General features: G+C 40.9%; 13 protein-coding genes. 6 read left to right on the top strand and 7 right to left on the bottom strand.

Going from position 1 to position 15,122, the window contains the following annotated elements; translation table 11 throughout:
• Nucleotides 1-96: 96 nt before the first annotated feature.
• The 3 genes from E0H80_RS08855 to E0H80_RS08845 form a co-directional block, all read right to left on the bottom strand.
• Nucleotides 97-1,647 carry a hypothetical protein gene (locus tag E0H80_RS08855; protein ID WP_131365016.1) on the bottom strand — a complete coding sequence of 517 codons (1,551 nt, stop codon included), beginning with the start codon at nt 1,645-1,647 and terminating at the stop codon, nt 97-99.
• Nucleotides 1,648-1,813: 166 nt separating this feature from the next.
• Nucleotides 1,814-2,764, bottom strand: a complete 951-nt coding sequence (locus E0H80_RS08850) for an ABC transporter substrate-binding protein (protein ID WP_131365014.1) — start codon at nt 2,762-2,764, stop codon at nt 1,814-1,816.
• Nucleotides 2,765-2,921: 157 nt separating this feature from the next.
• Entirely contained in the window at nt 2,922-3,539 is a 618-nt protein-coding gene (locus tag E0H80_RS08845; RefSeq protein WP_131365012.1) for a rhomboid family intramembrane serine protease, read from the bottom strand.
• A 159-nt stretch (nt 3,540-3,698) separates the two neighbouring features.
• Here E0H80_RS08845 and nfuA point away from each other — a divergent pair, with 159 nt between their 5' ends.
• Together nfuA and E0H80_RS08835 are read left to right on the top strand one after the other, a co-directional pair.
• The gene (nfuA, locus tag E0H80_RS08840) at nt 3,699-4,337 is read left to right on the top strand and encodes a Fe-S biogenesis protein NfuA (RefSeq protein ID WP_131365010.1); all 639 of its coding nucleotides are present in this window, start codon (nt 3,699-3,701) and stop codon (nt 4,335-4,337) included.
• Nucleotides 4,338-4,508: 171 nt separating this feature from the next.
• Nucleotides 4,509-6,563 carry a TonB-dependent receptor domain-containing protein gene (locus E0H80_RS08835; RefSeq protein ID WP_131365008.1) on the top strand — a complete coding sequence of 685 codons (2,055 nt, stop codon included), beginning with the start codon at nt 4,509-4,511 and terminating at the stop codon, nt 6,561-6,563.
• Nucleotides 6,564-6,602: 39 nt separating this feature from the next.
• On the opposite strand, the gene E0H80_RS08830 is transcribed toward E0H80_RS08835, so the two are convergent.
• Both E0H80_RS08830 and E0H80_RS08825 read right to left on the bottom strand, forming a co-directional pair.
• Nucleotides 6,603-7,610 carry a hypothetical protein gene (locus tag E0H80_RS08830; protein ID WP_131365006.1) on the bottom strand — a complete coding sequence of 336 codons (1,008 nt, stop codon included), beginning with the start codon at nt 7,608-7,610 and terminating at the stop codon, nt 6,603-6,605.
• A gap of 14 nt (nt 7,611-7,624) precedes the next feature.
• Nucleotides 7,625-8,656, bottom strand: a complete 1,032-nt coding sequence (locus E0H80_RS08825) for an alpha/beta fold hydrolase (RefSeq protein ID WP_131365004.1) — start codon at nt 8,654-8,656, stop codon at nt 7,625-7,627.
• A gap of 310 nt (nt 8,657-8,966) precedes the next feature.
• Between E0H80_RS08825 and E0H80_RS08820 the strand changes: the two genes are divergently transcribed.
• Nucleotides 8,967-9,581 (top strand): carbonic anhydrase, encoded by a 615-nt coding sequence (locus E0H80_RS08820; RefSeq protein ID WP_067868181.1) that lies wholly within the window; start codon nt 8,967-8,969, stop codon nt 9,579-9,581.
• Between the two features lie 35 nt (nt 9,582-9,616).
• On the opposite strand, the gene E0H80_RS08815 is transcribed toward E0H80_RS08820, so the two are convergent.
• Nucleotides 9,617-10,201: an arylesterase gene (locus tag E0H80_RS08815; protein ID WP_416224584.1), complete on the bottom strand. Its 585-nt coding sequence runs from the start codon at nt 10,199-10,201 to the stop codon at nt 9,617-9,619.
• A gap of 56 nt (nt 10,202-10,257) precedes the next feature.
• Here E0H80_RS08815 and E0H80_RS08810 point away from each other — a divergent pair, with 56 nt between their 5' ends.
• Nucleotides 10,258-10,986, top strand: a complete 729-nt coding sequence (locus E0H80_RS08810) for an ABC transporter ATP-binding protein (protein ID WP_131365000.1) — start codon at nt 10,258-10,260, stop codon at nt 10,984-10,986.
• A gap of 1 nt (nt 10,987) precedes the next feature.
• Entirely contained in the window at nt 10,988-13,450 is a 2,463-nt protein-coding gene (locus tag E0H80_RS08805) for an ABC transporter permease (protein WP_131364998.1), read from the top strand.
• Between the two features lie 32 nt (nt 13,451-13,482).
• On the opposite strand, the gene E0H80_RS08800 is transcribed toward E0H80_RS08805, so the two are convergent.
• The gene (locus E0H80_RS08800; RefSeq protein ID WP_131364995.1) at nt 13,483-14,295 is read right to left on the bottom strand and encodes a rhomboid family intramembrane serine protease; all 813 of its coding nucleotides are present in this window, start codon (nt 14,293-14,295) and stop codon (nt 13,483-13,485) included.
• A gap of 79 nt (nt 14,296-14,374) precedes the next feature.
• On the opposite strand from E0H80_RS08800, the gene mtgA reads away from it, so the two are divergent.
• The gene (mtgA, locus tag E0H80_RS08795) at nt 14,375-15,049 is read left to right on the top strand and encodes a monofunctional biosynthetic peptidoglycan transglycosylase (RefSeq protein WP_131364993.1); all 675 of its coding nucleotides are present in this window, start codon (nt 14,375-14,377) and stop codon (nt 15,047-15,049) included.
• The last annotated feature ends 73 nt before the right edge of the window (nt 15,050-15,122 follow it).

Genomic DNA, 15,122 nt, shown 5'->3' with positions numbered 1-15,122 from the left:
CAGCGTTTTTTTATTCTTTATAAAAATTTCCAATGAAAAGTGTTTTCCTTTTCTGAAAAGAGAAAGGTTACTATTCTAAAGTAATCACCAATAATTTTATTTATTAAACACTTTTAACATCTTCTTAAGCGGAAATTTTTCATTGGCAAAACCATACAGTGCAGCAAAAGGCAGCGCGGTACGGGCCAAATAAGCCACACGCCATAAACCGCCATGATTGGCACCTTTCATCATCAACTCTAAGGGATGATCTAAAGGGGTTTCCGGATTTGCTACCGATTCTGGATGACGCAAGTCATAAATCCATAATGCGGCCATCAGCGCGTTGGTGGTTTCCGGATGAAATGATTCCACATCAAATAAACTTGCCCCATTAAATGCGGCTTTCAATAACGGATTTTTAGTCACCGAATGCGTAGTGGTAGAAGGGGCGATATTGATGCTGACACGTTGTCCATCATGATGCGCCAAAATCGCACGCCATTGCTGAATGCGTTTTGCCAAAGCATAGTTTGGACCTTGCTCCACCACCAGACAATCTGCAACCCCATAGTCATGGCCATTTTCACAGCGAATTAATGCATCCAGATTTTTTTTGAAAAAGTGCTTTGCAGAAAGCATCGAAATGCTTTCACTGAGAATACGTTGTGATTTTGAACGCTGGAGTGACTTAAGATTTGAAGCTTCTACAACTTCTTTAGGAATGGCATAGACATCGGTTGGGGTGCACATGAACATTAAGCTGGTGTCCGCCTTTTGCTCGCTGACAAACTGCATGATGCTGTCCATGGCCATAGATACGCGCACATGCTTTTCGCCATCCAAATAGGCAATCGCTGCAAGGTCTAGCTGATGTTCGCTTTGGATCAGCCAATGGGCAATTTCAGGTGTTTGGGTGAGTAAATCCGCCCCCAGTTTTTCTTTCAGTATTGCAGTTGGCGTATCTTCTGCCAATTTTTCCGCACAGGGTGCATATAGAGTTGCATTGCCTTGTTGAATGGTTTTTAAAATTCTGTCCCAAACACGGCTGTTGGGTAAGTCGACCGCCACAATATTGGCTTTCCATTTAGACAACCAAGTCAGTGGACCAGCTTCAGAACCTGCACCAAATAAGACCATAGTGCGATCAGAAAGATCAAACCATTCAGGATGTGCATGTGCAGCACGCAAAGCATCTGCATGGCTAGGTTCGATAATGCCTGCATCTTGCCAGATTTGAATTTGATCGAGTAAAGCCTGACCTTGCAGGTTTTGACCTTTATAAGGCACATACCATTCAGGGGCAGTTTCACTTTCGCCTTTTAGCTGAACTGTATGCAAATTGGCTGTATCGATATCCTTCATGATGTCTTTAAGCAAATAGCGCTGACCATTTCTATAGAAGTCAAAACTGTGATGGGCCTTGTGTAAGCCTTGTTTTGCAATGGTAATCGGATTATTGATGTTACGAATACTTTGTTCAACCAAGGCTTTAAAATAGACAGGATAACGCTTACGCCAGTTTTTTTCCGCAAGTGCATTCATTGATGACTTGTTGTCAACAATAGATAAAGCTTCAGCAATAATTTCCTTACCTGTCTGGGAGGTGCTGGGTTTATTGCTGGCTGGATTAATCGGAAATTGAAGACCATCTAATGAAGTGGACATGCAAAAAATCTCGTTTTTTTGATCATTAATATACGGATGTCTACATTATCTATGCCAAATTGATTTGATGGGTAGCATTTAATGACAAAATTGTGTGAATCTTTTTCAAAAGACCCAATACAAAGGAGCCAAAGCTTCTTAATGTATAAATTTTATCATCTCAGTATTATTTAGAAATGCCTTCAGCGATTTCTTTCAGCATGAATGCAGTATTGTCCAGACCTGCGCCAGTGATATACCAGGCATCGGCATTCACAAAAATAACGCGATTATGTTTTACCGCTTGAGACTGACCCAAAACAGAATGGGTTTTAATACCTTCCTTGCTGGCATATTTCTGGGTATTCACCGCTCCACGATCCAGCACAATCAAATAATCTGGATTGTGTTGAATAGCCGCATTTAGCTGTTCAGCATTTTTCTTTTGTATCGCTAAAGCCTCAATTGATCCCGCTTCAGGACGAGCAGCATCAGTTTTTTCAGTCAGTGGAAGCACAGATTTAAAACCCGTTAACTCATAGATAAAACCAAAACGGTCATTTGCTGCATGCGGCATATAATGATCTCCGGCCGCAAAGAGCATAACTGCTGATTTATTTGCAGTCTGGTGCTTCACTTTTAGCTGTAACTGATCCAAATCTTTTAATTTCTTATGCGCAAGATCTTCACGCTTAAAGGCTTTTGCAAGATTCAAGGTGCGATTTTTCAAATCAATCATGTACTGGTCAGTCTTGGGAGAAAGGTCAACCGTTGCGGCAATCGGTTGCAAGCTTTCCAGTGTTTTCGCTGAACGACCACCCACGAAAATTAAATCGGGTTGCAACTGTTTTAATTGAGCCAAATCAGGTTCAAAAAGTGTACCTGCTTTAACAAACTGATCTTGGTTATATTGGGCTAAGCGACCTGTAAATGTGGTTTTAGGCACAATTTGAGCCTGAATGTTTAAGCCATTTAAGGTATCTAAAATGGAGAGTTCATAGACGGCAATTTTTTTCGGTGTTTGTTTGAGTGCAATATTTTGCTTTTCTGTTACTAGATTAAAACCTGCGCTATGGGCCAAACTATTCAATCCCACTAAAGCCAAAATGGCGCTTAAAAATAATACTTTGGTTTTCATTCGCAAGTAATCTTCGCTTAAATTTAGACAACAGGGTAGCAAAGAATTTAATTAATTAAAATGATAATCATTAACAAATAGGAATTATTTTATTTTTATCATAAAAAAGATGCTGAAAATTCAGCATCTTGGCATATTACTCATTCAACAATAAGCTTTAGAAAGGTAATTGCATCAACTTATTTAAAAAGTGTGGCATAACACGTGGTTCAAGAATGATGGTCATGATTACGCCGTATGCAGCTCCCCAAAGGTGCGCACTATGGTTGATGTGGGAATTGCCACGCTTGCCTGACCAGATACTGTAAGCCACGTATAAAATGGCAAAAATAATTGCAGGTACAGGAATAAAGAAAACAAAAATCAGTTTCCATGGTTCAAATAGAATATAAGCAAACAAAACTGCCGAAACTGCACCGGAAGCGCCTAAACTTGCCCATTGATGGTCATTTTTATGTTTGAGATAACTGGGAATAATGGCAACAATCAGGCCGCCTAAGTAGAACAATACAAAGCCCAGATCAAAAAAATACTGTCGGTAAAAACTTTCAATCACACTCCCAAAGAAGAATAGCGTAATCATGTTGAAGATCAGATGTCCGCCATCGGCATGGACGAAACCATGGGTAATAAAGCGGTCATATTGTCCACGCTGCATTGCAGGGGGCCAAAAAATAAGACGGTTCATGACCTTCTGATTTGAAAATGCAATCAGTGAGACTGCCACTGTAATCAGGATCAGGCAAACAGTATGGTTAAAAGGTAGATCTAGCATAAAGTGAAAGTTCAACTTTTAAATATTTATAACCAATAATGCCATTAAATGAAGTGTTAAGATGAACTTTTATAATAATTCCGACAATTTTAGTTGATTTTTTTTTATTACCCCGCATCTTCAGTTAAAATGATCACTTCAGCTTGAGGAAATATGATTATGTCGACTGATAACATCAGCGCTGCAGTTGCAGAAGAAATTCCAAATTTATTGATTACGCCAACGGCACAAGAGTATTTGTTTGATTTGCTTGATAAACAAAATACTCCGGGCATTGCTGTACGTATTTTTGTGGAAAATGCAGGTACGCCTCGTGCTGAATGTTGTATGGCATATAGTGCACCTGAAGAAGTGATTCCTACAGACTATAAACAAGATTATCCAACCTTTGCTGCATATATTGATGCGCCTTCAATTCCATATTTGTTGGATGCGGTGATTGATTACAATAAAGACCGTTTTGGTGGTCAATTGACTTTCCGTGCACCGAACTCAAAAGTGCCACGCGTAGGCGCGGATGCTTCAATTGAAGAGCGTATTACGTATGTATTGCAATCTGAAATTAACCCGGGTCTTGCAGGACATGGCGGTAACTGCGCCTTGGTTGAAATTATTGAAGATGAAGAACATGGCCTGACTGCTGTATTGAAATTTGGTGGCGGTTGCCAAGGTTGTTCATCAATTGACTTGACCTTGAAACAAGGTGTTGAAACTACTTTAAAACAACATATTCCAGAGTTGTCACGTGTCGTTGACCAAACTGACCACAGCAATACCGAAGGTGCTTATTTTAAATAAGTCCAGATAATTAAATAAAGTAGCCTCAATATTAGAGGCTATTTTTTTGCCTGAAATTAGAAATAAATGAGAATGATTCTTATAATTAATTGCATTTAGATATTTTTTTGTTACACTGTGCAACGAAAATTACATTACTTATCCATTATTTTGCCACTTGGGGAAACTTGAATGACCAAGCGTATTGTTCGATCTGTACTCTCACTTTCAATTTTATCTGTTCTCGCTTCAGTTACATTTGCAGCTGATCAAAATACATCTTCTGTCTCTACTCCGGTCAAGTTAGAAACAATCGTTGTTACAGCAGCAGGTTATGAACAGGATGTAAGCAAAGCTCCTGCATCAATGACAGTGATTACAAAGGAAGAATTAGAAGCAAGACAATATAATGATATTACTGACGTACTCAGAAATACGCCGGGGGTGGTGATTTCGGGAGCCGGTTCTGCACAAACGGTCAGTATTCGGGGGATGAGTTCAAGTTACACATTATTTTTGGTCAATGGTAAACGTCAATATTCTAAAGACGTCAATCCAAATGGCGATGACAGGGGCTTTGAAAAAAATATCTTGCCTCCGATTGCATCGATTGAACGTATTGAAGTGATTCGGGGACCTGCATCTACTTTATATGGCAGTGATGCGATGGGAGGTGTCATCAATATTATTACCAAAAAAATCAGTGATGAATGGTCGGGAACAGCGGAACTGGGAACAGTTTTACAGGATTCAAATCATTCTGGAGATATCAAAAATGCATCGGTCTATCTAACCGGGCCTTTAATTGAAAATAAACTGGGCATGCAGCTTGGGTTAAATAAGCAAAAACGTGAAGAAGACAGCTATGTAGGCGGCTTTCGTGGTACGGAAGTGGAAAGTCTAAGTTCTCGACTGACTTATTTAATCAATGATCATCATGACCTGGAATTTGATGCAAATTTCACCAAACAGGAATCTGAATCTACTGCGGGGCAAACCATTCTCAGCACGGGAGCAGATTCATACGGTCGAAATTATCGGGAAGTCTTTGGTTTAACGCATAATGGTCGATATAGCGATGTGTTGAACAGCAGTTCTTATATTCAATATGAAAAATCAAAAAATCCGGATCGTGAAAATACTACTTCAGGTTTAAGCGGAATTGAACTTGAAACATGGCTTGCCAATACACAGTGGAATTGGCAGTTGAGTAATCACAATTTAATTTCGGGTCTATATTTTAAAAACGAGTCATTGGTTGATAAAGCAACCAATCAAAATTTAGAAATGCCTGTGACTGAATTAGAGCGTTGGGCATTTGCAGTTTTTGCAGAGGATACTTGGTCTATTACCGATACTTTTAACTTAACCACGGGTTTGCGTTACGATCACGATGAAAATTACGATGGCAACTTCTCGCCCCGTTTGTATGGGGTATATAACCCGACAGATGCATGGACATTTAAGGGTGGAGTATCTACCGGTTATAAACAACCCGACTTAAGACAGTCGTCAGGTGATGTACATTCGGTGACCGGTAAAGGCAGTGCCTTTATTATGGGCAATGATAATTTAAAACCGGAAAAATCGTTGAGCTATGAACTTGGCACTGCATGGCAGGGCGACAAGTCTAAAGCTTCATTAACCGCATTCTATACTGAATATAAAGATAAAATTACAGAAATACGCAATTGCTCATCTCCAAATGGAAGCAACAGTAATTCGGCAACATGGACCTGTCCAGACCCCTTTGATCGCATTGATGCAGCGACGGGAAATCTCCGCTTGTGGAACTTTATCAGTTCACGCATTAATGTAGATGAAGCAACCATGCAAGGTGTAGAGGCTTCATTTGACACCGAACTTGCTGAAGGGGTAAATCTAAATACCAACTATACCTATACCGAAACTGAGCAAAAATCAGGGGAGTTAAAAGGTCAGCCATTAAACCAAATACCGAAGCATATGTTGAATGCCACCGTAGATTACAACATCAATGATGCTTTAGATGTCTGGACACGCTTACATTATCGTAGTGAAACATCTTCTTACTTAGGTCGTGCAACCATGTCCGATCCGACACCAGCATATCAATTCTTGGATGTAGGCTTTAACTACCAGTTTACCCCCAGCTTAAAAGGTAAATTTGGCGTTTATAATATTCTGGATGAAAAAGCAGAAGATGCCGATGGCGATCAGGTTTTAGATGGCCGTCGTTATGGCATCAGTTTTGTGGCCAATTTTTGATAAGTTGAATAAAGAAAAAGCCGCTTTAAGCGGCTTTTTTTATGACTGAATATTTAAAATCTTCTGTGCGGTTTCTGCATAATAGAACTTTTCTAAATATGCTCTTGCACGTTCTCTTAAGTATTCTGATGAAACTAGCTTTTGAATCACTGGTGCTAATAATTGCTGTAGTTCATGTTGAATTAATGCTTCATCAATATTCAAGTCACGTAGTAACAGGTCAAAACTACGCTGCTGATTTCGGCTATACCACGCATAAACTCCATCATGAACTTGTTGTTTTAGGTATTCTGTCTGGCGCAGCTGATCCCAAATTTCATGTCCTAAGCCCACCGTATTCGGCAGGTCTTGAACTTCAATATAATTCTTCAAAACCGTTAAAGGCATGTCTTTAATTTTATGCCACAGATTGGCCTGAAAGTGGTACAGCTTTTCATCATCAAAATGCTGATTTAAAACATGCTCACTCATTTGGCTGAGCTTTAAAATATTCTTTTGCAGATAATGACCAATGGTCTCATCCAGATTTGAGTCCGTTACGGTTTCTAAAACCGATTTGCCCATTTTCATAAAACGCGATACACCGGGAACACGTCTTGCCATGACCGAATTATCCAAATAATCCTGAATGGAATGTTGAATTAATTGCGTGATCATGGCTGAAAAAGCAGGGCTGTTGACTACTGTTTTGATCAGGCGCTGACGATGTGCACTTTTACTCGCGACATATTGGGCAATTTTATCGACAGTCAATACCGGAATCACATCCACAATTTGAGTGCTTTCATTGGCAGGATGAATTAAGGCAAAGCGAAGATGTTCGGTAATTTGCTCAATTAAAAAACTACTTGCAGGGGTAGCTAAAACCTGCTGCTGCAAGAGTGCATTGATTTGCTCAAATGACCAGATATCCTGCAAGGTTTGTTTTCTAAACCACTGATAGAAATTTAAAAATTCGCTTTGAATAGTGGCAGTATGTGAAAACTCTTGCTCTAAAAAGTCAAGATGAGCTTCAATCAATTGCTCAATCATCGGGTGTTTCGGCATACTGTCTCTGCAAGCTAATTTAATGGGATGAGTTTATCAGTAAGTGGGTTTTTTAACTTTTGGGTTTTTGCGAGAAAAGGTAAATAGTAGTTTGCCACTTGTTGTTCTGCTTCTAAAATAGGCATGTGCCCGACATTATTTAAAATAACCGGGGTTTCGGCACGCTTTAATAAAGATTGTAATTCATTTGCGGCTTCGACATTAATAATTTTATCTTGCTTGCCCCACAGGATGAGTGTGGGTGCTTCAATAGTTTGTGTCATTCGGGCAAAAGATTCAGGGGTATAAATACGGCTCAGCGTAATCAACTGGTCAATCATTTTGCGAGTTTGTACGGACTGAGAAATCAGCAGTTTTTCTTGTGCTTTTTTAAAATAAATAGGTAAGTCCGGTGGGTTTTGCATCACTTGAGCCATGACATCGTCCAGATCGCCCGGTTTAGACACAATCAGATGCTTTAAAAAATAAGGGTTTTGGGTATAGGCAGTATTGGCCTGTTTGTAAACCCCTACGCTATTGAGTAGAAACAGACTTTGCGTATCAAATGGATATTGTGATGCATAAACAGTGGCAATGGAGCCGCCTAGCGAGTGTCCGGCAACATTCAGTTTGTCTTCCACGTCAATGGCTTCAGCAAAACGGCGCAGGCGCTGTGTGACATTGGGAACCGACAGATCAAAATCATCCGCAACTTTGGTTTCGCCATTGCCGGGAAGGTCGGGAATAATCACGTGATAATAAGGTGTTAAAAAATGTGCCACCCCATTCCAGTTATCACGATTTCCAGCCAAGCCATGAAGGAGTAAGACGGCAGGTTTATTGCTCGCGCCACTTTCACTGTAGCTCCAGGTGATATCATCAATTTTAATGGTTTTACTGCGTAGTCCGGCTGCACTACGTTCTTTGGCTAAATAATTTTCGAATGAAGGTTGGGCAACATAGATTTTTTTATTTATAGTTGCATGAGAAAAGATCGGCACACTGATTGAAATAGCTAGGCATGCCATCTGCAAACAGCGGGATAAAATCGAGTGAAGCGATGTCATTGATCATCATCCTAATGTATTCATGACGATAATTTTTTATAAGCAACACTATAAAAATCATCTGAATTAGACTGCATTTAATTTTTTTTAAAATGTCTGTAGTTTATTGTAAATATTATTATGGAAATGTCACGGAATTGTTTATTGAAGTCTGTGGCGAGAAGTGCTAAAAACGTGCACTCGGTCAAATTTATCCGCGAAATAAAATATTTTGTGACTTAGTTATAAAATAAACAGCTATGTTTTTTGCAAGTGACATTCCAATTTCATCGCATTAAAATATTACAACTTCAAACATTGGAAGACCAGCATGCTAACAGCAGAAGAAGCTTTAGATCGTTTAAAAAAAGGGAACCAGCGTTTTGTATCCGGGGAAACGACACATCCCAAACAACTTTCACATCAGCAAAGGGCGGAAATGGCAGGAAATCAAAATCCCTTTGCCATCGTCTTGGGTTGTTCAGATTCTCGTGTTCCTGCGGAAATGGTATTCGATCAGGGGCTAGGTGATTTATTTGTAATCCGGGTTGCGGGGAATGTGGTCGCACCTTCACAGGTAGGCAGTGTGGAGTTTGCTGCAGAACGTTATGATTGCGCTGTTGTGGTTGTACTTGGACATAGTCATTGTGGAGCTATTCAAGCCACTATTGATACCTTAATGAATCCAGATCATCCGCCTTCATTAAACCTGATGTCTATTGTCAATCGTGTTCGTCCATCGGTTGAAACATTGATGCAAACTGAACTAAAAAACGATTTATCTAAACTGTCTAAACATGCAGTTCGTTCTAATGTCTTTGCTTCTGTAAATCAGCTGCGTCATGGTTCTGCAGTTTTAGAATGCCTGATTGCTAAAGGTCAGTTGAAAGTTGTCGGTGCAGAATACTCTCTAGAAACAGGTGAAGTTTTGTTCTTTGATTTTTAAAATTAAATAAAGCTTCAAACTGAACAAAAGGCGCTTTATAAAGCGCCTTTTATATAGGGATAGGCATTGTTCAGTAAAATACTTTGTGCCTTGGCATTCGGGTGAACTAAATCCTGCTGCATCAAGTTTTTCTTGCCGGCAATTCCTTCCAAAAAGAAAGGCATCAATTTGACTTTGTACTGTTGACTGACAATCTGGTAATTTTTTTCAAAGGCCTTGCTATAGGCTGTACCGTAATTCGGTGGAATTTTCATTCCCAAAACAATCACTGTGGCTTTATCTTTCTGACTTTGCTGAATTAGATGAGCTAAGTTTTTTTGGATCAATAGCGGGGATTGACCACGTAAACCATCATTTCCGCCTAACTCAATCACCACAACATGCGGTTTATGAATTTGCAATAATTTAGGCAACCGCGCCAAAGCACCACTGGTGGTTTCACCACTGACACTGGCATTGACCACTTTATGTTGTTTCGGATACTGTTGCTCTAGGCGTTTTTGTAATAAATGCACCCAACCTTGCTGTGCCTGAATTCCATAACCCGCGCTAATACTATCACCCAGAATCATAATGGTTTTAGCAGACACCACGACTGGAGCAAGACACAGGCTGAACATCGCCAAACAAGCAAATACACGAGTTTTTAAATTGCGATTTTGCATATAGGGATTTTATGAACCAAGTTAGGAGCGACTCTTCCATCATGCCACAAGTGATTATTTCTGCCCAGCAACTGACACAAAAGATAAAACTTGTACAAAAAGAGCTGTGCATTTTTGAGAATTTAAACTTTGAAATCCAGGCGGGTGAACAAGTTGCTATCACTGGACGTTCAGGTTCAGGAAAATCGACTTTGCTTGGAATTTTGGCAACTTTGGATCAAGCCAGTTCGGGTCAATTGGCGGTGTGTGGAGAGTCCATCGCTGAATTAAATGAAGAACAGCGTGCGCTGGTACGCTTAAAATATATCGGTTTTGTATTTCAGTCTTTCCAGTTATTGCCGCATTTAACCGCACTGGAAAATGTGATGTTGCCGCTGCGCTTGCAGAATAATTTTATTTTTGCAGCTGCTGAAAAAAAAGCCTTGGCCTTACTTAAAAAAGTCGGTTTGGAACGTCAGGCAACACAAACGCCCAAAGTGCTTTCGGGCGGTGAGCAGCAACGGGTGGCCATTGCGCGTGCTTTAATTAGCGACCCGAAAATCATTTTCGCCGATGAGCCTACAGGCAACCTAGACACACAAACCGCCAGTGAAATTGAGCAACTGTTATTTCAACTGAATCGTGAATTTGGGACGACCCTGGTTTTGGTCACTCATAATCCAAAACTGGCCGAGCAATGTCAGCGCCATTTCGAATTGTTGGATGGTCGCCTGATTGAACATCGTAACGGTGAGGGCTGAAATGAATCCACTCTTTCGACCTTTACTGACCCAGAGTTTTAAAAGCACCGGTGTCTACTTACTGATCATTGCTTTAACTTTGGCGATTAGTGCGACTACGGCACTAAAGTTTAGTAATGAACAAATCCAAAATGCCGTGGCATTACAGGCGGCTGAAATGCTGGCAGGGGATTTGGTCCTGAGCGACAATCAGCCGCTTGAAAAAAAGTGGCAACACAAAGCCGACCAGTTATCTCTGCAACAATCTGAAGTCATCACTTTTAGTTCGATGGCACATACCCATGATCAATTTGTCATGGTTAATGTCAAAGCCATTGACGATGCCTTTCCTTTGCGCGGCGAAATTCGGGTTATCCCCCAAGCAAAGAAAATTCAGCCAGGAGAGGTTTGGCTCAGTAATCGTGCCATGGATTTGTTGCATGTCAAAGTCGGGGATCGGGTCAATATTGCGGATGGGAGCTTTAAAGTCACCGCTCAAATTGAACATGATTCGAATCAGGAACTGGGCTTTTCCGGCTTTTCGCCTACGGTGATTATTTCCCAGGCCGATGTAGCGAAAACCAATGCTATTCAAGTCGGCAGTCGGGTGGAATACCGGTTATTAATGGCAGGGCCTGCCCAGCAGACCAAACGCTTTGAACAGGATTTCAACCAACTGCATGCGTCTGCTCAAAGCAAAATAGACAATGAACAGAATAGTCTAAAATTACGCAATGCCAGTGAAGGCAATACCCGTTTAATGAAGCCGATTGCCAATTTAGATACCTTTCTACAGCTTGCCAATATTTTGACCATTTTACTGTGCGGCATTGCGATTGCCTTAACCAGTCAGCGTTATGTGCAGCAAAATCAGGACAATATTGCGCTAATGCGCTGTATCGGTGCAACCAAGAGTCAAATTCTTAGCGCATATCTGACTTTATTGGGTGTGGTGTTAATTGTGGCAATGGCGATTGGTAGTCTGGCAGGGGTAGGGCTTGGCTATGGTTTATTGCAATTGATGCTGAAGCTGATTCCCCATCTGCAAATTCAGTTTTCTGCCTTGGATATGCTGCTTGGCCCCTTACCGATTGCAATGCTGACCAGTGCAGTGGTGTTACTCGGATTTATCCTGCCAAGTTTATGGCAGCTGCTCAATACACCGCCGATTCGGGTGATTCGCCAGCAAGAAAAATCAGTCCAGTCAATGCTCTGGATGTTGCTGATGGGCACAGCCAGTCTGGTGCTGTTTAGTGTGGTACTGACTGAAAATATTGTGCTGACTGCTTGGGTCATAGGTGCAATGATCATCTTGTGTATGCTGCTGTATATGATCATTTGGGGCTGCTTAAAATTAATTAAAAGCCTAAAATGGTCCATTTCAGCCTATGTCCGCGCGCCTTATCAAACTGCCTTTCAAATTACTGCTTTGGCCCTCGGTCTTAGTTTAATTACGGTTTTGGCGGTATTGCGAACGGACTTACTCGAGCGCTGGCAGCAACAATTACCGCAAGGTACGCCGAATCAATTTGTTTATGGTTTGCCGCCGTTTGACATGCCTTTATTCAAAGCCCAGATTGAGCAACATGGGTGGCCAAGCACACCTTTATATCCCAATATTCGTGGGCGATTGGTGGCAAAGAACGATCAACCTTTTTCCAATGAATTGCTGGACAACAATAACTCGTTACGCCGTGAACTCAATTTAACCCAGACATCAGAATATCCTGCAGACAATAAAATCCTGCAGGGCTCAGCAGCATTGAAACAGGTCGGTGATGTCTCGGTTGAAGTGAAAACTGCACAAGAGCTGGGAATCAAAATAGGCGATCGACTGACTTTTAGTCTGCCTGAAGGTTTGATTCAAGCCAAAGTCATTAACTTGCGTAGTGTGGAATGGGAAAGCTTCAGTCCGAATTTTTTCTTTATTTTTGCACCTAAGACTATGGATGAAAATGCGGGCAGTTATTTAGGCAGTTTTTATGTGCCTGAACAGGATAAAAAGCAACTGGTTTCAGTAATTCAACAATTTTCCAATACGGTTTTTATTGATGTCAGCTTAATTCTGGATGAAGTGAAACGCCTGGTAAATGTACTGGTACAGATTATTACCATACTCGCGTTATTGGTCAGTGTCTCTGGCGTTTTGGTCTTAATTGCCTGTTTAAACCTGTTGATGGATGAACGCAAACGTGAAGTGGCTTTGTTGCGTTCATTTGGCAGTTCTAAACAAAAATTAAAACAGATGATGACTGTGGAGATTGGCTTTATTGGATTTATGGCAGGGATAGTTTCATGCCTGTTTGCAGAAGTAATTAGTGCGATTGCCAGTTATAAAATGAATTTGATGATTCAGGCGCATTGGGAAATTTGGCTGATTTTACCGATTTTAATGACTGTAGTGTGTGCCTTGATTGGGCGTTATCGTTTAAGTTATCTATGCGATATCCCACCACTGCAAAGTTTGCGTGAGATGAATCAATAGCAGATTCATCTCACAAAAATGATGCTTTAACTTTAAAAATGCAGCTGTGCGCGCATGGCTGCAAGAATCTGACGCCAAACGGGTTCAAGGATTTGAACCTGTTGCATACAATAATCATAAAATACATAGCAGCTTACTGCACCCACCACTAAACCGAGAGTAAAGCCTAAATTAGGTTTATGAACGCGCTGTCCCAGGTACCAAATAGCCGCTAATACCGCACCCATCAGCATGCCGCCAATATGGGCAGCATTGTTAATGCCGGGCATGGTAAAGCCAATGAACAGGTTAATCCCCATCACCATGACTAAGGTTTTTTTATCTAAAATAAAACGCTGCTTCGGCAAGACGGGCAATAAAGACAAAATAGTCAAAGCACCACCAATCCCCATCACTGCACCAGAAGCACCGGCACTGACAGTCGGGAGAAGTTTGGGATCATTGCTTTGCAGCAGTTCAAAGGTATTTTGAATATCGATAAAACCGCTGAGTAAACTCCCCATCAGGCCTGCAAGAATATATAAACCCAAATAATAGAATCGGCCAAAAAGCTGTTCCGCTACACTGCCAAAAATATACAATGCCCACATATTGAGCATTAAATGGATCAAGCCAAAATGAAAAAACATGCTGCTAAACAGGCGAGTGGGTTCCTCTAAAAAGGTTAAAGGTGCATAATCAGCTCCCCAACGAATAGCATCGACCAGACTTGGGCTGGTAATATTGACGCCTGTGAGCACTTGCCAGAGAAATAAACCGACATTAATGGCAATAAAAACTGCAGTCAGCCACCAAAGGTGAACTTCGAGTTTACTTTGAATGGAAGGAGGTGAACGTTCAGCCATGCTATTCTTTTATAATCTTTGCTATATTCAGCTTCAAGCTTAGCACGAAAAAACAGATATTTTGGAGTAACTCACTGACATGAAAGCTTTTATTGTTCGTAGTTTGTTAATACTTGTCAGTTTGGTACTTTTGGTACAACTTTGGATTTTTGCAAGTCTGGTGTGGTGGCGCACTCATCCGGTTGACACTACCATGATGATGCGTCTGGATTATTGGTCTGAACCCTCTAAGCCGATCAAACACCAATGGCGTGATTACGATCAAATCAGTGACTACCTTAAAAATGCAGTCGTTGCCGCAGAAGATGGTAAATTTTTGCAACATCACGGTTTTGACTGGGCAGGCATGCAGTTTGCTTTAGAGCGCAATAAAGACAAAGGCAAAGTGGTGGCTGGCGGTTCGACCATTTCCCAGCAATTGGCAAAAAATTTATTTTTATATAATAAGCGATCATTTCTGCGTAAAGGCCAAGAGGCCATAGCGACCTGGATGATGGAGCGGGTTTGGACCAAACAACGCATTTTAGAAGTCTATTTAAACTCGGTTGAATTTGGCGACAATATTTACGGTGTGGAAGCGGCAAGCCAGCATTATTTTGGCAAAAGTGCGAGAAGTTTAAGTCGCGAGCAAGCTGCATTTTTAGCTGCCATTTTGCCCAATCCGAAATATTATCAAGACCACCGTGATGATCGAAAACTGCAATACCGCAAACGGATGATTCAAAAATATATGCGTTATAGCAATATTCCCTAATTAGAGACTGTACTAAAAAGCCCAAATTTTTGGGCTTTTTTTGTGAAATTGTCATAATTATGAAGCATACTTA

It is taken from the genome of Acinetobacter sp. ANC 4779, from assembly GCF_004331055.1.
GTDB lineage: Bacteria > Pseudomonadota > Gammaproteobacteria > Pseudomonadales > Moraxellaceae > Acinetobacter.
This window is presented reverse-complemented; position numbering and strand designations above follow the sequence as displayed.